We start from the raw sequence: 17326 nt of genomic DNA, 5'->3' as shown, positions 1-17326 counted from the left end.
ACCCGGAATTGAGGGGCGCGAGCGGCGATGGCCGGCGTTGAGCCGGCACGGATCGGTACAGTATTGTCACGGGCTTGAACGCGGTGCTGTTCGACACCCTGAAGCTTTCGAAGCGTCTCGAGGAGGCCGGGTTCACCACCGCCCAGGCCCAGGGCGCCGCCGCGGCCATCGCCGATACCTTCACCGAGGACCTCTCGACCAGGCGCGACCTGCGCGAGCTGGAGGCGGCGCTGCGGGCCGATCTCCAGGCGCTCGAGGCGAGGCTGAAGCACGAGATCGAGGCGCTCCGCACGGAGCTGAAGAACGAGATGCAGGCGGTCCGCACCGAGATGCAGGCCAGCCTGCGCGACCTCGAGCAGCGCATGACCATCCGCCTCGGCACCATGCTCGCCGCCGCCGTCGTGCTGGTCGGCGCCATGGTGAAGCTGCTGTAGCGCCCGCCCCGCGGCGCGCCCTACCCTTCCCGCCCGGGGAAGGACACGCCGCCATGAAGATCGATCGCGTCACGCTCACCCTCTTCGCCTGGGACGGCATCCCGCCCACCCGCTACCACGCGGCGGCGAAGCTCGAGAGCGGCTCTTCCGCCCTCGGGCTGCTGACCATCGGCACCGATGCCGGGATCGAGGGCCATGCCTTCCTCGGCTCCGCCACCCATACCGCGGCGAATGACGGGCCGGGGCTGATCCGCTTCCTGAAACCCCTGTTGCTCGGCCGCGACCCGCTCGAGCGGGAGGCCATCAACGCGAAGCTCTGGCCCTTCTCGCGCCTCGTCTCGGTCCGCTCCATCGGCGCGGTGGACGTGGCACTCTGGGACATCGCGGGCAAGGCGGCGGGCATGCCGATCCACCGCCTGCTCGGCACCTGCCGGCACAGCATCCCGGCCTATGCCAGCTCCCAGGTGCTCGACGGCGCCGGGGCCTATGCGGAGGAGGCGATTGCCTTCCGCGATGCCGGCTGGGCCGCCTACAAGATCCACCCGCCCCAGCACCCGCCGACCGACATTAAGGTCTGCGAGGCGGTGCGCCGCGCCGTCGGCGACGACTTCACCCTGATGCTGGACAGCACCTGGTCCTACGACTTCCCCGCCGCCATCAGGGTCGGCCGCGCCGTCGAGCGCCTCGGCTTCCTCTGGTACGAGGACCCGCTGCACGACCAGGACATCACCAACTACGTCAAGCTGCGGCAGAAGCTCGACATCCCGATCATGGCGACGGAATACCCAGCGACGGGCCTCGAATCCTACGCGCCCTGGATCATGCTGCAGGCCACCGACTACCTCCGCGGCGACGTCGCGGTGAAGGGCGGCATCACCACCCTGGTGAAGACCGCGCACCTCGCCGAGGCCTTCCGCATGACCTACGAGATCCACCACGGCGGCAACAGCCTGAACAACGTCGCCAACCTCCACGTCGCCTGCGCCATCCGCAACACCACCTATTTCGAGGTGCTGCTGCCCGACGGCGCCCACAAGTACGGCCTGGCGAAGGAAATCGAGGTCGGCCGCGACGGGCTGGTGCATGCCCCGACCGGCCCCGGCCTCGGCGCCGAGATCGACTTCGACCTGATCGCGCGCAGGACGGTGGCGGTGCTGGAGTAGACGCGGCTCAGGCCGGCGTCGGCTCGGCCTCGGGCGTCACGCGGCGGACCGTGCCGCCCCATTCCTGCACCACGTCGCCGCCCGCCATCGCGAAGGGCACCGGGCCCGGGTCCTGCACCAGCACGTCCGGGCGCAGCAGGCGGATCAGCTCCAGCGGCGTCGTCCCGCCGAAGCGGGCGATCAGGTCCACCCCCGGCAGCTCGGCCAGGGCCGCCGCGGTCGGGCTGGCGTCGCCAAGGCCGACCACCAGCCGGTCGCACCAACTCCGCGCCTGGGCCACGACCTCCGGCGTGCTGCCGGCCCCCTCGCCGACCAGGAAGCCCACCCGGCAGCCAGCCCGGCGCCAGCGCTCCACGCGCTCTGCCGCCTCCGACCGCGTGGCCATCTTGCGGCTGGCCAGCCGCCCGGGGGTCAGCGCCTCGAGGAACTCGTCCTCCCGCACCACCGCGATGCCGGTTTTGCCGAGCACGATGCCGGCCGCCAGCGCGCCGAGCCGCGCGACGGCGACCAGCGGCAGCCCGGCCGCCAGACCCGCCGCGGCCACCGCCACCACCGCATCGCCGGCACCGGAGGGATCGACCACCTCGGCGACGTCGCTCGGCAGGTGGTGGACCACGTCGCCGGCCTCGTCGGCCTCGACCAGGGTCACCCCATCCTCGCCGCGGATGACCATGACCGCGCCGAAGCCGTGCATGGCGCGGAGCGAGGCGGCGGCGGCGGCGATCTCGGCTTCCGTCCCGCAGGGCAGGCCGGTCGCCTCGGCAAGCTCGGCGACATCGGGGGTGATCAGGTCGGCGCCGGCATAGCGGGCATGGTTGCCGCCCTTCGGGTCCACCAGCACCTTGCGCCCCGCCTGCCGCGCCGCCGCGATCAGCCGGCCCGGGGTGTCGCCCGCCAGCACGCCCTTGCGGTAGTCGGAGAGGACCATCGCCGCGGTGGCGGCCACCGCGTCGCCGGCGATGCGCACCAGGCGGTCGGCGAGGCGTGGGTGGATGGGCGCGACCAGTTCATGATCGGCGCGCAGCAATTGCTGGCCCGTGGCGACGAAGCGGGTCTTGGTGGTGGTGGCGCGGCCGCCCTGGACCAGCAGCCAGGGCTCCACGCCCGGCTGGCCGCCGATCAGCCCGGTCAGGTCGCTGCCGGCCTGGTCGTCCCCCACCACGGAGACGAAGGCGACCGCGGCGCCGAGCGCCGTCAGGTTCCGCACCACATTGCCCGCGCCGCCCGGCAGGGCCACCTCGCGCTCCACCGTCAGCACGGGGACCGGCGCCTCGGGGCTCACCCGCTCGACCCGGCCATAGACGTAGCGGTCGAGCATCGCATCGCCCACCACCAGGACCGTGCCCCGCTTCAACTGCCGGATGGCATCGAACAGCACGGTGGGCAGCGGACCAGGTGGGCCAGGGCGGGGGACGGGCGCGGGTCCGTGCATCCTTCTGCGGTAGCGCAGGCGCGGGTGCGGGCGCAAGGCACGCGACCAGGATTCGGCCTCGATGAGTTCGGCTTGTGAAAGCGTTGCAGCATCTTCATGGAATTTTCACGTCCGCAGCACGAAGCACGGCACGCCCGCGGTCCTCCGGCCGGGTCGGCCCGGTGCCGGGCTCACGCCCTGGTCATCTGCGGTTCAGGCGGTCAGGAAGCGCAGCCGCTGGCCTTCCAGCACCAGGCAGGTGAGGTCGCCGCCGAAACAGGCGCCGGTATCGATCCCGATCCGGTGCGAGCGGATGGCGGGCACCGTGGCGGGGGTATGGCCATGCACCACCACCTGCGGCAGGTCGCCCTCGAAGGACAGGAAGGGCTCGCGTATCCAGATCAGGTCGAAGGGGTCCTGCCGCTCCAGCGACACCCCCGGGCGGACGCCCGCATGGACGAAGAGGTAGTCGCCGGCCGACCAGCGCAGGGAGCAGTTCCGCAGCAGGTCGAGGTGCTCGTGCGGGATCGCCTCCCAGGGCGCCGGGTCGTCGGGATGGGTGTTGTAGCTCGCCAGCGTCTCCGCCCCGCCATTCTCCAGCCAGAAGGGCATCGCCCCGGCCGGCGCCCGCGGGTCGCAGGCATCCAGCATCATGACCTCGTGGTTGCCGAGGAGGTTCACCACGTCGGCCCCCGGCACCGGCACCGGGGCGAGCAGCCTTTCGATCACGCCCGCGCTGTCCTCCCCGCGATCGACATAATCGCCGAGATGCACCAGCACGACATGCGCGGCCGGGCGCGCGCGCACATCGGCCGCGATCCGGTCATGCATCAACGCGAGCCGGTCGGCGCAGCCATGGACATCGCCGACGGCATAGATCCGGAGGCCAGGCGGCAGCGCGCCCGGTGCTAGGGCTTCATTCACCATCCGGCGCGACCCTAGCGGAAATACCGCCCCGCCGCACCGCGCAAGGATTGCGCATGACCGTGACCGTCGCAGCCGTGACCGATCCCCCGCCGCCGGTGGCCCCGATGCCCCCGAGACCGGAGGGTGGGGCGCGCGCGCCCCGCCGGCTGCTCGACGCGGCGCTGGCCAGCCTGCCCGCCGCCCGCGGCCGGGCCGCCCTGCTGCTGCCCCCGGCGCCGCGCCTGGTGGCCACCCCGGCGCGCTGGCGCCTGGCGGAGGCGGTGCTGGAGGATGCGGCGGCGACCGGCGGCGGCACCCTGCTGCGCTCGGCCGGCGGCGGGACCCTGCTGCTCGGCGCCTCGCCCTCGGCGGCGCGGCGGGCGGCCGAGGCGCTTGGCCGCCTCATGGAGGAGGCTGGCGGCCTGCCGGTCTGGCACCTGCCGCAGGAGACCGAGGCCGTGCTGACCTGGGCCGCCCTGGAGGCGCCCGCCCCCATCCCCATGCCGCCGCCCCCAGCGCCGGTCGCCGGGCTGCACCCGGCGCTGGACGGCCTGACGGCCGATGCCGTGCTGCGGGCCGACCTGCTGCTGCCGCCGGAAGGGCCGGCGGCCGGGCGGCGGCTGCGCCTCTCGCGCTCGGCCATCGCCGCGGCGATCGGCCCGGCCGCCGCCGATCCCGACCTGCTGGCCCATGCCGGGGAGCGGATGGCCGCCCGGCTGCTGCCGGGCCTCGCCGCCTGGGCATGCGACCTGCCGGGGCTGCGCCTCATCCCCGTCTCGCGGGACCGCCTGCCCGCTCCCGCGCGGCAGCCCGGCGCCGTCGCCGTCCTGCCGCTCGCCGTCCTCGTCGATCCGGGCCTGGCCGGCCTGCGCCGGCGCCTGGCGGAGCGCGGCTGGGGCCTCGGCTTCGCGGGGCTCGAGGCCGGGACGCTTCGCGTGCTCGACCCGCGGCGGCTCGCCGCCGACCTGCTGCTGCTCCGCTGGTCGCCGGCCCTGGCGGAAGGCGCCCCGGCGGCGGCGCTGCGCGCCCTCGGCCCCGGCCGCGTCGTGCTGACCGGGACGGGGGAGGGACCGGGGACGGCCTTCGCGCGGGAGGCCGGGCTGCTCCTCGCCCGGCCGGCCTGAGCATGGCCGCGCCCCTCCCGCGGGAGGCCGCCCAGCTCGGCCTGGCGTCGCTGGCCGCCGGCCGGCCCGGCACCGCCGATGCGCTGGCGCTCGCGCAGCTCGTGCGGGAGACGGTGGCGGCCGAGGTGCCGCGGCAGGTGCTGCATCTCCGCCTCTCCCGCCTCGCCGGCCGGATGCGCCGGGAGCATCACCGCCGCCTGCTGCGGGAGGGGCTGGAGCCCGCCCTCCGCCCCGTCCGCAGCCGGCTCTTCGAGCTGCCCAACGGCGACCTGGTCGCCGTCGCCCCGCCCGCCGGCCGCCACCTGCAGGAGGCCGAGGCGATGCTGGACCTGCTCCTCGCCCCGGCCGAGGGCGAGGCGCCGACCGCGGGCCTGCATGCGGTGCACGAGCTGCCGCGCGACGCGGCCGCCCTGCTGGCGGCGGTCGAGGACGCGCTCGGCCCGCCGCCGCTGGCCGAGCCGCGCGGCGCCGGGGCGGCGCGGTTCGGGCCGGACGACCTCGCCGCGCTGGAGGCGGCGCTGCGCGGGGCGAGCCTGGCGCGCTTCCTCCGCCGCCGGCCGGTCTGCCGGCTGGAGCGGGGGGGACCCGGCCCGGCCATCGAATGGGAGGAGTGGGGGCTCGCCTGGCCGGAGCTGCGCGCCGAGCTGGCGCCGGAGGCCGAGCCCGGCCTCGCCCCCCTGGCTGGCGCGGCGGCTGCGGCGGCTGCTCGACCGGCGGCTGCTGGCCGAGCTGGCGCGGCCGGAGGAGGCGCGGCAGCGCGGCCCGATGGGCCTCTGCCTCGCCGCGGCGATGCTGGCCGAGCCCGAATTCCTCCGCCTCGACGTGCTGCTCGACCCGCCGGCACGGGGCCGCACCGTCCTCGCCCTGCCGGTCGAGGATGCGCTGGCCGATCCCGCCGGCTTCGCCTTCGCCCGCGACTTCGCCCGCATCCGCGGCTACCGCCTGGCGCTGGACCTGCCGGGGCCGGCGCTGCTGCCGCTGCTGTCCTGGGACGGCCTCGGGATGGATCTGCTGCGGCTGCCCTGGTCGCCCGACCTGCCGCGCCTGGCGCCGGCACTGCCGGCCGGGCGGGTGGTGCTGACCGGCACCGACCAGGCGGCGGCGATCGGCTGGGGCTGGGAGGCCGGCATCAGCCTGTTCGAGGGACGGCTGCTGCGCCCCCGCCCGTGACGGCCGGGGCCGCCGAATGCGGGTTGGCGGGGCGGTCCCGCGCCCGCATATGGCCGGCCATGACCCCTCCCGCCGATACCGCGCCCGCCATCCTCGCCGAGGGGCTGACCAAGCGCTACGCGTCCGATGCGCCGCCGGCGGTCGACGGCCTCTCCTTCGCCATGCCGCGCGGCGCCACCTGGGGGCTGCTCGGCGGCAACGGCGCGGGCAAGACCACCACCATCGCCATGCTGCTCGGCCTGCTGGTGCCGAGCGGCGGGCGCGTCGCCTGCCTCGGCCAGGACATGGCCAAGGACCGCTTCGCGGCGCTGGCGCGGATGAACTTCTCCTCGCCCTACATCGCCCTGCCCTCGCGGCTCAGCGTCGCCGAGAACCTCCGGGTCTATGCCCATCTCTACGACGTGCCGCATGCCGAGCGGCGGATCGCCGAGCTGGCGGCGCAGTTGCAGCTCACCGAGCTGCTGGACCGGCCGGCGGGCAACCTCTCGGCCGGGCAGAAGACCCGCGTGGCGCTGGCCAAGTCGCTGATCAACCGCCCGGAATTGTTGCTGCTCGACGAGCCGACCGCGAGCCTCGACCCCGATACCGGCGACTGGGTGCGGTCCTGGCTGGAGCGCTACCGGGCGGAGAGCGGCTGCGCCATCCTGTTGGCGAGCCACAACATGGGCGAGGTGGAGCGGCTCTGCGACCATGTGCTCATGCTCAAGCAGGGCCGGGTGGTGGACCAGGGCAGCCCGGCGGCGCTGCTGGAGCGGTACGGCCGCGACGACATGGAGCAGGTCTTCCTCGACATCGCCCGCGGCCGCCAGCGCGAGGCGGAGGCCGTGGCGTGAACCGGGCCGCGCTGCGCCGCGTCTGGGGCCTGGTCTACCGGCACCTCGCGCTCTACCGCCGCTCCTGGCCGCGGGTGCTGGAGCTGATGTACTGGCCGATCCTGCAGATGGTGGTCTGGGGCTTCGTGACCGCCTACCTCGCCGGGGTGCAGAACAGCGTCACCTCGGTCGCCGCCGGCGTGCTGCTCGGCGGCGTGCTGCTCTGGGAGGTGGCGCTGCGCAGCCAGATGGGCTTCTCCATCTCATTCCTCGAGGAGATCTGGTCGCGCAACCTCGGCCATGTCTTCGTCAGCCCGCTGCGGCCGCGGGAACTGGTGGCGGGGCTGATGGGCATGAGCGTCATCCGCGTCCTGGTCGGCGTGACGCCGGCGGCGATCCTGGCCTGGGCGCTCTACGGCTTCGGCATCTTCCGCATGGGCCCGGTGGTGGTCGCCTTCTTCGCCGCGCTGCTGATGATGGGCTGGGCGGTGGCGCTCGGCGTCACCTCCCTCATCCTCCGCTACGGCGCGGGGGCGGAGGCGCTGGCCTGGTCCGTGCTGTTCGGCCTGACGCCCTTCGCCGCGGTCTTCTATCCCGTCAGCGTGCTGCCCGCCTGGCTGCAGCCGGTCGCCCTCGCCCTGCCGGCGGCGCATGTCTTCGAGGGCATGCGCGCCGCCCTGCTGCAGGGGGAGATCGCCTGGGGCCACCTCGTCGCGGGCTTCCTGCTGGACGGCGTCTGGCTGGCGATCATGGCCTGGGTCTTCATGCGGCAGTTCCAGAGCGCACGGGAGCGCGGGGCGCTGCTGAACATCGGCGAATAGGCCGGGTCCCGGCACGCAGGGCCACAGGGGTTTGCTGAGCCTCGCGAACTCCGTGATGGCCACGGCGCGCCGGCTCTGCTAGCGGGCGCACATGGCCGATGGCGTCCCCGTCTCCGTCGCTCCCGCCCGCACCGCGTGGCGGGACCGGCGCTTCCTCGTGCTTCTTGCGCTCGGCTTCTCCGCCGGCGTGCCCCTGCCGCTCAGCGGCTTCGTCCTGCGACGCTGGCTGGCGGAATCGGCGATACCGATTGAGTTGGTGGGCGCGACTGCAGCCCTTGGCTTGGCCTATTCCCTGAAGTTCCTCTGGGCTCCGGTCCTCGACCACGTCCCGCCGCCGGCCTTCCGCGCGCTCGGTCGCCGGCGCGGCTGGCTGGCGAGCATCCACCCGCTCTTGGCGCTGGCCGTCCTGCTGCTCGGCTTCACGGCACCAACGGCGACGGACGTCACCCTGACCTTCGCTATTGCGGCCCTAGTCGCCTTCCTCTCGGCCAGCCAAGACGTGGTCATCGATGCGTACCGAATCGATGTGTTGGAGGAGCGAGAGCAGGGCTATGGCCTTGCGCTCTATGTATGGGGCTATCGTGCCGCCCTGCTGGCGAGCAATGCGGGCGTGCTCGCCATCGCGCAGTTTTTCGGCTGGCCTGTCGCCTTCTGCTACAGTGCTGGCTTGGTCGGCATCGGCTTCGTCGCAGTCTTGCTGGCGCCGGAGCCAACCGCCCAGGTGGTGGCCCCGGCAGATTGGCGGAGTCGGATCCGCGTTGCCGTCGTTGATCCCTTCCTTGATTTTGTCCGGCGACCGCACTGGCTGGCGATCCTGCTTTTCATCGTGCTGTTCAAGTTGGGCGAGGCGCTCGCCGGCGTCATGACGCCGTCCTTCTACACCGAACTCGGCTTCACAGGGGTCGAGCTTGCCGCCGTCGGCAATGTCTTCGGCCTTGCCGCCATCCTGTTCGGCGCCCTGTCCGGCGGCTGGCTGATCGCCCAAATCGGCATCGCGCGCGCCCTCGTTGCCACCGGCCTCGGGCAGATGCTGTCGAATCTGATGTACGTCGCCCTGGCACGGACCGGCCATTCGATGCCGATGCTATGGGCCCAGGTAGGCATCGAGAACTTCACTGACGGCCTCGCCGACGCCGCTTTCCTCGCCTACCTCTCGAGCTTGACGAACCGAGCCTTCAGCGCCACCCAGTATGCGTTGCTGTCTTCACTTGCCGTCTTCGCCACGCGGACGCTGGGCGCTTTCTCCGGCTACCCGGCACGCTGGCTGGGCTGGCCGGACTTCTTCCTGCTGACCACGGCGGCGGCGCTGCCGGCGATGGGCATCATGCTTTACCTGCTGCGGGCGCTGCCGGCCGAGGGGCGGGGATAGGCAGCAGCCCACGGGTCGCCGCGGGCAGGCGGGTCGCGCCCTCCTCCAGGGCCCGGCGCCAGGCCATGCCGCGCGCCCAGGCCTCCTCCCAGGCCGCGACGAGGTAGTCGGGCCGGTCGGCCGCCAGCACCTCCACCAGCGCTGCGGCCTGTGCCACGTCCTTCGCCGACTTCGCCTGCGCGAGGTCCTTCCGCCGCACGCTCACGATCAGCTTGTGTACTGCGTAGCGCGCCGGGTCGGGCACCAGCACCGGGATGCCCGTGCCGTGCAGCACCACCGCCGGGACGGGATCGCGCAGGGTGAAATCGAGGAAGTCGAGCACCTGCCCGCCGGCCTGCAGCGCCGGCAGCGGCACGACGCCGCCCCTGCCGCCGCGGCCGCGGCGCGTCGTGAGCACTTCCAGCCGCAGCCCGGGCGGAGCCGCGAAGCGCCAGGGCGGCTCACGCGGATCGAGGCCGGGAATGGCGGCGAAGCCGGGATCCACCCGCTGCAAGGTCTCCTCCAGGGGCAGGTCCAGCCTGTCCTGAACCGCGACCGAGACATCGGGCGTCTGCGCCACGTCGACATCCATGGTCTGCTGCAGCGCACGGCCGAGCCTGACGCCGAGCAGCGGTCCATAGGCGGCAAAGGCCTGCGTGCCGACGAGCACCGCTCGCAGGCGGAACAGCCCGGCCCGGCCTCCGCCAGTCCGGCCAGCACACGGCCGATGCCGGCGGTCGGCACCGGGAGGCCGCCCGCGACCAGGGAACGTACCAGCGCGGCGCGCTCGCGCCCGGCATCCCGCATCGTGCGGGCGGTGGCAATGCGCGCCTGCAGTTCCGGCGTCTCGGGCCCCAGGTAGCGGTCGCGCTGCCGGCCTGCCGTGGCATCGTAGACCCGATGATAGAGGTAGCCGCGCCCACGGATCTCGCGGCGGACGAACACGCCCTCCTCGCCGACCGGCAGGGCGGCGGCATGGGCGCGCTCCGCCAGGTCGAGCCAGGCAGCCTGGAGGGAGGGATCGAGGCGGGGCGCGTTACCCATAGTGGGACTTTACTATGGGTAACGGCATCGGGCACCGCAACGGCCGCAGGCTTGGCAACGCTGCCGCTTTCCCTAGCGTTCGGGCGACGCAAGGAGCCCGCATGACCCCCTCCCATTTCCTCCCGCCCCTGCTGCTGATCGGCAGCAACATCGTCATGACCTTCGCCTGGTACGGCCACCTCAAGCGCCCGGGCTGGGCGATGTGGATGGCGATCCTGATCTCCTGGGGCATGGCCTTCTTCGAGTACTGCCTGGCCGTCCCGGCCAACCGCATCGGCTACGAGGGCGGCGCCTATTCCGGGCAGCAGCTCAAGGTGATGCAGGAGGTCATCACCCTCTCGGTCTTCGCCGGCTTCTCCGTGCTGGTGCTGGGGGAGCCGCTGCGCTGGACCTACGTCGCCGCCATGGGCTGCCTGGTCGCGGCGGTGGTCTTCATCTTCCTGCCGGTCGATTGACCCCGCCGGCCTTGCGCGCGGCAGGGCTTTGCTGCCACCTGTTGCGGACCGGCGCGGAGGAGTCTCCCCGATGATCTGGCCCTTTGCGCGCCGCGACCCGCCGCGCGACGCGAAGGCCATCGCGCTCGCCCGGCGGATCGAGGACGTGCGCGCCGAGCAGGAGAGCCTGCCCGAGCGCCGCTGGATCGGCCGCGACCGCGCCGCGGCCGAGCGCGACCTCGCCGCCCTGCAGCGGGAGATGATCGCGCTGCTCGAGGCCGGGCCGCTCGCCGCCGCCCGTGACCGCCTGCGCGGCGCCGAAGCCGCGCTGCGCGAGGCCCGCGCGGCCGAGGCGCGGCTGCGCGAGGATGTCGGGGCCGCGGCCGCGGCCACCGCGCCCGAGGTCCAGCGTGCCGGCCAGGCCACCCGCGAGGCCGAGGCCGCGCTGACCCGCGCGCATCAGGGCCTGCGCGCCGCCTTCGAGGCGGCGCGGGTGCCGCTGACCGAGGCGCAGCTCGAGGCGCTGGCCATGCTGCCGGGCGGCGACGACGATATCGGCCTGATCTCCTGCGTCGTCAGCCTGCGGGAGGTGATGGCCGCGCTCGCCGTGCTGCTGCCCGACCGCTCCGACCCCGACTCGGCGGCGCGCTACTACGGCTATGCCGTCCTCTTCCTCGAGACGCTGCTGGTGGTGCAGGAGCGCGTGGTGGCGCGGATCCGGGAGGAGCACGTGCCCGCCATCCAGGCCCGCCTCGCCGAGACCCGCACCCTGCAGCGGGAGACCGCCCGGCTGCGCGCGGCCGAGCGCGACGGCGCCCGGCGCGCCCTGCTGGAGGCCAATGCCGCGGCGCAGGGCGTGGCGCTGGAGGCGATCGCCATCGCGCAGGAGCGCTTCCGCCAGAAGCTGCAGCGGCTGGCGGTGGCGGTGGCGCGGACGCGCGCCGACCTGGCCGTCGCGCGCAACACGCACCAGACGGTGCGGGTGACCCAGGACCTCGCCCGCACCCTGCGGCGGACCGACCAGCTCTTCGACGAGCTGACGCGGCTGAGCGTGCCGGAGGTCATCCCCTTCGCCGGGGAGGAGATCCGGGCGGAGCTCCTGCGCCTGGCGAACCGGGTGGTGCCGCGGGACACCCAGGCGGCGGGGTAAGGCTCCCCGCGCCGGCGCAGCGGACCTCGTCGTCAAGGTGAAGGAGCCGCAGCCGGAGGTCTGGCGGCGCCTCCGCCCCGGACAGATCCTCCTCGCCCATCTCCACCTCGCCCCCGATCCCGCCCAGGCGGAGGGGCTGACGGCGAGCGCCTGCACCGCGATCGCCTGTGATACCGCCGTGCGGATGTTCCGGCTTGGCGGTGATTTGCGGCGGCGCGGGGCGGCGTGAGTCTCGTGCTGTCCGACCCTGAGGGCAGCACGGGATGAGCGCGAGGGGCTTGCCGATCCGCGACGACGTGTCGGATCCGCAACTTCGAGCCGACGCGGCGCCACCTTGCCGCGCCGGCGGCGGCTCTTACCGGCGCACGGCGGCTTCGGCTCGGTGGCCTGCTCCATGCCGCTCGGCTTGATCGCCGGCCGGCCATTCAGTCGCTTGCGGCGGGCAATCTCCTCGCGCTGCGCCGCCACCGGAAGGAGAGCGTCCCGGCAGGGTTGGGAAGCTGACGATCCACCTTTGAACTACGTCCGCAGCCACCCCATGTTGCCGGCATGGGTTACCGCAGGCGGCAAGGAGGACGGTTGACGCTCGCGCCCCCCCTCCCTAGCCTCCCTTTGTGTCACGCCTCGACCCGAGCCGACCGATGATGACGTCACCGAAAGCGCTCGCCGGCGCCGCGGGGGCCTCCATCGCGGGCCTTGACAGCCGCAGCGCGACCATCCTGCGCGAGCTCGTCGAACTTTATGTCCTGACCGGCGAGCCGGTGGGATCGCGCACCCTGTCCCGTCGCCTGCCTCTTGGCCTCTCCCCCGCCTCCATCCGCAACGTGATGGCGGACTTGGAGGAGGCCGGCTTCCTCTATGCCCCGCATACCTCCGCGGGGCGGCTGCCGACCGACCGCGGCCTGCGGCTCTTCGTCGACGGGCTGCTGGAATTCGGCGACCTCGGCGAGAGGGAACGGGAGGCGATCGCCGCCCGCTGCGCCGCCTCCGGCCGCTCCCTGCAGGAGACCCTGGCCGAGGCCGGGCAGATGCTCTCCGGCCTCGCCGGCGCCGCCGGGCTGGTGGTGGCGCCGAAGAGCGAGGGGCATATCCGCCACATGGAGTTCGTCGCCCTCGGCCCCGGGCGTGCCCTCGTCGTCCTGGTCACCGATGACGGCCAGGTCGAGAACCGGGTGATCGAGGTGCCGGCCGGCCTGCCGCCCTCCGCCCTGGCCCAGGCCAGCAACTACCTGAATGCCCGCCTCGCCGGCCGCAGCCTGGAGGAGGCGCGGGCCAAGGTGACGGATGAGATCGCGGCCAACCGCACCGCCCTCGATGTCCTGACCCAGCAGGTGATCGCGGCGGGGCTGGCCACCTGGGCCGGCGGCGGCGCCGGCAGCCTCATCGTCCGCGGCCAGGCGCGGCTGCTCGAGAACCTCGACCAGCTCGCCCGCGTGCAGGAGATCCAGGCGCTGTTCGAGCGGCTGGAGGCGCAGGAGACGGTGCTCCGCCTGCTCGAACTCGCCCAGCGCGGCGAGGGCGTGCAGATCTTCATCGGCGCCGAGAGCGGGCTGTTCGACACCGCCGGCCTGTCCATGGTCGTCGCGCCCTTCCGCAACGGGCAGGAGCGGATCGTGGGGGCGATCGGCGTGATCGGGCCGACACGGATCAACTACGGCCGGGTGATCCCGGTGGTGGACTACACGGCGCGGGTGATCGGGCAGTTGCTGGGGTAGGGCAGGCGGGCCCGGCGCCCAGGGCGTCCGCCCTCAGTCCTGCCGGCACGCGACGGCATTCCTGCCCGTCACGGCGGTCACCGCCCCTCGGCCGGGCGGCCATGCGCTCGCGCGCCGGCCAACCCGGTCCAGGCCGAACCTATGCCGTCACGCCGCCAGAACCGCACGGCCGGTAGCCGGGGCGGTCAAGGCCGACAGGAGGCTCTCGCCGAGTGCCTCGCGGGAGAAGCGCGCCTCGGCAAACTCCGACTGCCGCGCCGATTGTTCGCGCCACGCGGCATCGTCCTGCAGCAGGCGGATCAGCGCCTCCGCCATGGCCTGCGGAGCCTCGACGACGGGAAGCACCTGCTCCAGCCCCGGCAGACCCTGCGCGCCGACCGGCGTGGTGACCAGCGGCAGGCCTTGCTGCAGGGCCTCCACCACCTTCAGCTTCACGCCGGCACCGAAGCACAGGGGCACCACCGCAACCCGGGCCGCGGCGTACCGCGCGGCGAGATCCTCGACGCTCAGCATGCCGGTCACCTCCACCCCGTTGCCCGCCAGCGCCGTCACTTCCGTCGTCGGATGGGACCCGGCGAGGACCAGCCCGACCCCGGGCCGCACCTGGCGAACGAGTGGCAGGATCTCCCGCACCAGCCATACCGCCGCATCCACGTTCGGCCGATGCGCGAATCCCGCCACGAAAAGGATGCCGCCGTCGGGAGGTGGCACCACGCTGCGCCGCGGAAACTCTGCAAAGGCGAAGGGCAGGACGACCCGCGCATCGGTCCCCGGCGCGAGGCGACGCACCTCGGCCGCCTCCTCCTCCGACGGGTAGAGAACCACATCGGAACCCGCCCAGAGCCGCAGTTCGGCGGACAGCATCAGCTCTGCTCGCCGTCCGGTTTCGGGGATGCCGGTCACCTCCGCTTCGCGGCGCATCCGCGCGAAATGCAGATCGTGGCCGTAATAGGCGACCCGTGCATGGCTCGAAGCGCGGATCAGGGACAGGTAATCCGTCTCGAGCGTGGGGCGGTTCAGGATGACGTCGTCGATCTGGCCCCCATTCGCCGCGATCCAGTCGGCGAAGCTGCCGCTCCAGGGGCCGTGCAGCACCTCGATCCCGAGATCCTGCAGCGCCTCCGTATAGCCGGGCGTCGGGTAGCCGTTGTCGGGCCAGAACTTGACCACCCAACCCGCCCGCAGGAGCGCCTGCATGTGCTCCAGCGTGGTGCGCGACCCGGCATCGCGGTCGGGTTCCACCACCTTGTGGTCGATCACCAGCGCCACCGGCCGGCCATGCGCGCGGTCGCGGGCCCGCAGCACCTGCTGGCCATTCGGAAAGTGCTCGGCCAGGAGAACGCCGGCCCAGCGGTCCCGCATCACCGCCTGGTTCCTGACCTGATAGGCCTTCACGCCGCTCGTGGTGTCCGTGCCGTGCGAGATGCCCTCATGGTGCACAACCACGGCCCGCGGCTGGTACAGGGTCTTCAACCCGATCGCACGGATCCGGAATGCCAGGTCAGTGTCCTCGCAATAGGCCGGCGCGAAGATGTCGTCGAAGCCGCCCAGTTGCTCGAAGACGTCCCGCCGCACCAGGATCGCGGCGCCCGACACATAGTCGACCTCGCGGACATAGTTGAACTCCGGACGGCGCGGATCGTCGAAGCGGCCGTAATTCCAGGCCGACGCGTCCTGCCACACGATGCCGCCGGCCTCCTGGAGACGGCCATCCGGGTAGACCAGGCGGGCACCGACGAGACCGGCATCGGGGCGCGCCTGGGCAAGCTCCACCAATGCATCGATCGCACCCGGGAGGAGTTCCGTGTCGTTGTTGAGGAAGAGCAGGAAGCGCCCCCGTGCCGTGGCGGCGGCCGCGTTGCAGGAGCGCAGGAAACCGAGATTGGCCGCATTCTCCCGCAACGTGATGCCAGTCACCTCGCGCAGGCTGGCGATGGCCGGATCACCGGAGGCATCCTCGGCCACGATCACCTCGATGCCGGCGCGCGGCGGCGCCGCAGCGATCGAGGCAAGGCAGCGCAGCGTGAACCCGACCTGGCCATAGGTGGGAATGATGACGGACACCAAGGGCGTCGCGGACGCCGGCGGCAGGCGGATGTCGGACGGCAACGGCAGCTTCGCGCATGTCTCCGGCCTGGGCGCCTCGCGGGAGCGGCCGATATCGGTATCGGCTTCCGGCTTCGGAGCGCCGATCTCCCGCAAACGTCGCCTGTGGCGCAGCCAGAGCCCGACCCGCATCGGCAACTGGCCGCGCAATGTCCACCAGCCAAGCAGTGTGGCGCGCCGCAGCAGCCGCATCGCCCGTGGCCGGCGCGCCGCCCAGTGCTGGACGCGCCGAGCGGCCCGCCCGGCGAGGCTCGCCTCAAAAGCATGAAATTGCATGGCGAGCTCGGCAGCACGCGCCTCGGCTGCGGCGCGCTGCGCCACTGCGTTCGCGGCCCGCGCTTCGGCTTCGGCCAGCCGGGATTCCGTCTCCGCCGCCCGCACCGCGGCATCCGCAAGCCCCCGCTCGGCGCCCGCGGCCCGCGCTCCGGCTTCGGCCAGCCGGGATTCCGCCTCTGCCAACCGCATCGCGGCATCGGCGAGCCGTGCCTCTGCCTCGGCTGCCCTGGTTGCGGCTTCGGTGGCGCCGGCCTGCGAGTCGGCCAGTGCCGCCGCGGCGTCGGCAGCGCGCGCGAGGGCGTCCCTCGCCTGGGCTTCGGCCTCGCGGCGCATGGCCAGGTCCGTGTCGAGGTCGTCGCGGGAGATCAGCAGACTCGCCACCGGCGATGGCAGATCCGCGTCCGAGGCGAAAGCGATGAGGTACGGCGCCCTCGTCAGATGCGCCGCGGCGGCGAAACGGTCGTCCGGCTCCGCATCGAAGACGCGCGGCGCGAGGCGGCCCTCCCCGAGGATCGCTGAACCGATCAGCGGGCGCTGGGTCGCGATTGCGCAGTTGGCGAAACGAGCACAGAGCAGTTCTTCGAATTCCGGGCGGTCCAGTTCGCGGACATGGAACGGGTTGGGAGGCGCGCCCGGGGCGGAATAGACGGCCTTGTCGGGCGTGCTGATGATCAGGAGGCCGCCGGGGCGCAAGACCCTGCGGCACTCGTCCAGAAAGTGGTCTTGCCGATCGAAGTGTTCGAGCGTCTCGAAGGAGACGACGACGTCCACGCAGGCATCGGGCAATGGCAGGGACCGCGCGTCGGCGCAGAGATATCGGAGATTGCCGCGGCCGAACTCCCGGCCAGCGGCGCCCACCGTCGCCGCATCGATCTCGACCCCGATGACGGAACGGGCGACCTGCGACAGCAAAGCGGTCCCGTATCCCTCACCTGCAGCCACGTCGAGCACATCGCGGCCCCGGCAGTAATCGCGTGCAAGAAGGTAACGATGCTGGTGTTCGACCGCGACCTGCCCGGCGATCGCTGAAGTGAGCCTCTCACCCGTGAATGCCAGAGGCCGCCTCGCGGCCTCTCTTGGCACGATCTCAAGGCACTCGGTCGAAAGCAATGTCGGCGCGCCTTCATGAGGTTTCGGTCAGGATAACCATCTAAAAATTTGATTACAAGTTCGCGCGATCTTGTTTCTCTAGTCTGTACCATTCTGGATGAAACTGGATTGGTGCCGCATATCGTGCAGCACCTGCGCGGTGTCATAATGGCGAGACGTCCCTCGTCCTGGCACGACAGTCTCGACGAGCTCGACACCAGCGCGGTTCACGCCTATCCGCCGGCACCGACGGAATGCCGCGCCAAGCCGTCGGGCACGGCACACTTCTTTGCCTCCAATCCAGGTTGCGCAAGGCGCCGCGC

The 17326-nt window shown here is 72.8% G+C and carries 14 protein-coding genes and 1 pseudogene; 11 read left to right on the top strand and 4 right to left on the bottom strand.

Annotated features, from left to right (window positions below):
• The first annotated feature begins 83 nt into the window (after positions 1 to 83).
• Both Q7A36_RS10350 and Q7A36_RS10345 read left to right on the top strand, forming a co-directional pair.
• Positions 84 to 434 carry a CCDC90 family protein gene (locus Q7A36_RS10350; protein WP_305103606.1) on the top strand — a complete coding sequence of 117 codons (351 nt, stop codon included), beginning with the start codon at positions 84 to 86 and terminating at the stop codon, positions 432 to 434.
• A gap of 53 nt (positions 435 to 487) precedes the next feature.
• Complete coding sequence (locus tag Q7A36_RS10345; protein WP_305103605.1) at positions 488 to 1597, top strand: enolase C-terminal domain-like protein; 1110 nt, start codon at positions 488 to 490, stop codon at positions 1595 to 1597.
• Between the two features lie 7 nt (positions 1598 to 1604).
• On the opposite strand, the gene Q7A36_RS10340 is transcribed toward Q7A36_RS10345, so the two are convergent.
• Positions 1605 to 2975: a bifunctional heptose 7-phosphate kinase/heptose 1-phosphate adenyltransferase gene (locus Q7A36_RS10340; RefSeq protein WP_305103604.1), complete on the bottom strand. Its 1371-nt coding sequence runs from the start codon at positions 2973 to 2975 to the stop codon at positions 1605 to 1607.
• A gap of 246 nt (positions 2976 to 3221) precedes the next feature.
• Positions 3222 to 3935, bottom strand: a complete 714-nt coding sequence (locus tag Q7A36_RS10335) for a metallophosphoesterase family protein (protein ID WP_305103603.1) — start codon at positions 3933 to 3935, stop codon at positions 3222 to 3224.
• A 104-nt stretch (positions 3936 to 4039) separates the two neighbouring features.
• Here Q7A36_RS10335 and Q7A36_RS10330 point away from each other — a divergent pair, with 104 nt between their 5' ends.
• The 5 genes from Q7A36_RS10330 (at position 4040) to Q7A36_RS10310 (ending at position 9210) form a co-directional block, all read left to right on the top strand.
• Positions 4040 to 5038: a hypothetical protein gene (locus Q7A36_RS10330; protein ID WP_305103602.1), complete on the top strand. Its 999-nt coding sequence runs from the start codon at positions 4040 to 4042 to the stop codon at positions 5036 to 5038.
• Between the two features lie 765 nt (positions 5039 to 5803).
• The gene (locus Q7A36_RS10325; RefSeq protein WP_305103601.1) at positions 5804 to 6208 is read left to right on the top strand and encodes a hypothetical protein; all 405 of its coding nucleotides are present in this window, start codon (positions 5804 to 5806) and stop codon (positions 6206 to 6208) included.
• Between the two features lie 59 nt (positions 6209 to 6267).
• Positions 6268 to 7041, top strand: a complete 774-nt coding sequence (locus Q7A36_RS10320) for an ABC transporter ATP-binding protein (protein WP_305103600.1) — start codon at positions 6268 to 6270, stop codon at positions 7039 to 7041.
• Complete coding sequence (locus Q7A36_RS10315) at positions 7038 to 7841, top strand: ABC transporter permease (protein WP_305103599.1); 804 nt, start codon at positions 7038 to 7040, stop codon at positions 7839 to 7841. The genes Q7A36_RS10320 and Q7A36_RS10315 overlap by 4 nt, the downstream gene beginning before the upstream one ends.
• A gap of 91 nt (positions 7842 to 7932) precedes the next feature.
• A complete protein-coding gene (locus tag Q7A36_RS10310) occupies positions 7933 to 9210 on the top strand; it encodes an AmpG family muropeptide MFS transporter (protein WP_305103598.1) in 1278 nt (425 codons plus the stop codon).
• Here Q7A36_RS10310 and Q7A36_RS10305 read toward each other — a convergent pair.
• On the bottom strand, positions 9164 to 9877 hold the full coding sequence (locus tag Q7A36_RS10305; RefSeq protein ID WP_305103736.1) for a GSU2403 family nucleotidyltransferase fold protein: 714 nt from the start codon (positions 9875 to 9877) through the stop codon (positions 9164 to 9166). The genes Q7A36_RS10310 and Q7A36_RS10305 overlap by 47 nt on opposite strands.
• Positions 9878 to 10334: 457 nt before the next feature.
• On the opposite strand from Q7A36_RS10305, the gene Q7A36_RS10300 reads away from it, so the two are divergent.
• From Q7A36_RS10300 to hrcA, 4 genes and pseudogenes are all read left to right on the top strand, one after another.
• Positions 10335 to 10688, top strand: a complete 354-nt coding sequence (locus Q7A36_RS10300; protein ID WP_305103597.1) for a DMT family protein — start codon at positions 10335 to 10337, stop codon at positions 10686 to 10688.
• Positions 10689 to 10758: 70 nt separating this feature from the next.
• Positions 10759 to 11817, top strand: a complete 1059-nt coding sequence (locus tag Q7A36_RS10295; RefSeq protein ID WP_305103596.1) for a hypothetical protein — start codon at positions 10759 to 10761, stop codon at positions 11815 to 11817.
• A 22-nt stretch (positions 11818 to 11839) separates the two neighbouring features.
• A pseudogene (locus tag Q7A36_RS10290) lies at positions 11840 to 12046 on the top strand (hypothetical protein); the annotation flags it as partial.
• Between the two features lie 412 nt (positions 12047 to 12458).
• Positions 12459 to 13532 (top strand): heat-inducible transcriptional repressor HrcA, encoded by a 1074-nt coding sequence (hrcA, locus tag Q7A36_RS10285; RefSeq protein ID WP_370655654.1) that lies wholly within the window; start codon positions 12459 to 12461, stop codon positions 13530 to 13532.
• A gap of 147 nt (positions 13533 to 13679) precedes the next feature.
• On the opposite strand, the gene Q7A36_RS10280 is transcribed toward hrcA, so the two are convergent.
• Positions 13680 to 16856 carry a methyltransferase domain-containing protein gene (locus Q7A36_RS10280; protein WP_305103734.1) on the bottom strand — a complete coding sequence of 1059 codons (3177 nt, stop codon included), beginning with the start codon at positions 16854 to 16856 and terminating at the stop codon, positions 13680 to 13682.
• Positions 16857 to 17326: the final 470 nt, after the last annotated feature.

Origin of the sequence: Paracraurococcus lichenis (assembly GCF_030657435.1) — a bacterium.
Taxonomy (GTDB): Bacteria; Pseudomonadota; Alphaproteobacteria; order Acetobacterales; family Acetobacteraceae; genus Paracraurococcus; species Paracraurococcus lichenis.
Note: the sequence above shows the minus strand (reverse complement) of the source record. Positions and strands in the feature narration are given on the sequence as shown.

Excerpts from the sequence above, each read along its gene's own strand:
- Q7A36_RS10310 (WP_305103598.1), top strand. The coding sequence starts at position 7,933 with ATGGCCGATGGCGTCCCCGTCTCCGTCGCTCCCGCCCGCACCGCGTGG.
- hrcA (WP_370655654.1), top strand. The coding sequence starts at position 12,459 with ATGATGACGTCACCGAAAGCGCTCGCCGGCGCCGCGGGGGCCTCCATC.
- Q7A36_RS10330 (WP_305103602.1), top strand. The coding sequence starts at position 4,040 with ATGCCCCCGAGACCGGAGGGTGGGGCGCGCGCGCCCCGCCGGCTGCTC.
- Q7A36_RS10300 (WP_305103597.1), top strand. The coding sequence starts at position 10,335 with ATGACCCCCTCCCATTTCCTCCCGCCCCTGCTGCTGATCGGCAGCAAC.
- Q7A36_RS10335 (WP_305103603.1), bottom strand. The coding sequence starts at position 3,935 with ATGGTGAATGAAGCCCTAGCACCGGGCGCGCTGCCGCCTGGCCTCCGG.
- Q7A36_RS10345 (WP_305103605.1), top strand. The coding sequence starts at position 488 with ATGAAGATCGATCGCGTCACGCTCACCCTCTTCGCCTGGGACGGCATC.
- Q7A36_RS10325 (WP_305103601.1), top strand. The coding sequence starts at position 5,804 with ATGGGCCTCTGCCTCGCCGCGGCGATGCTGGCCGAGCCCGAATTCCTC.
- Q7A36_RS10320 (WP_305103600.1), top strand. The coding sequence starts at position 6,268 with ATGACCCCTCCCGCCGATACCGCGCCCGCCATCCTCGCCGAGGGGCTG.
- Q7A36_RS10295 (WP_305103596.1), top strand. The coding sequence starts at position 10,759 with ATGATCTGGCCCTTTGCGCGCCGCGACCCGCCGCGCGACGCGAAGGCC.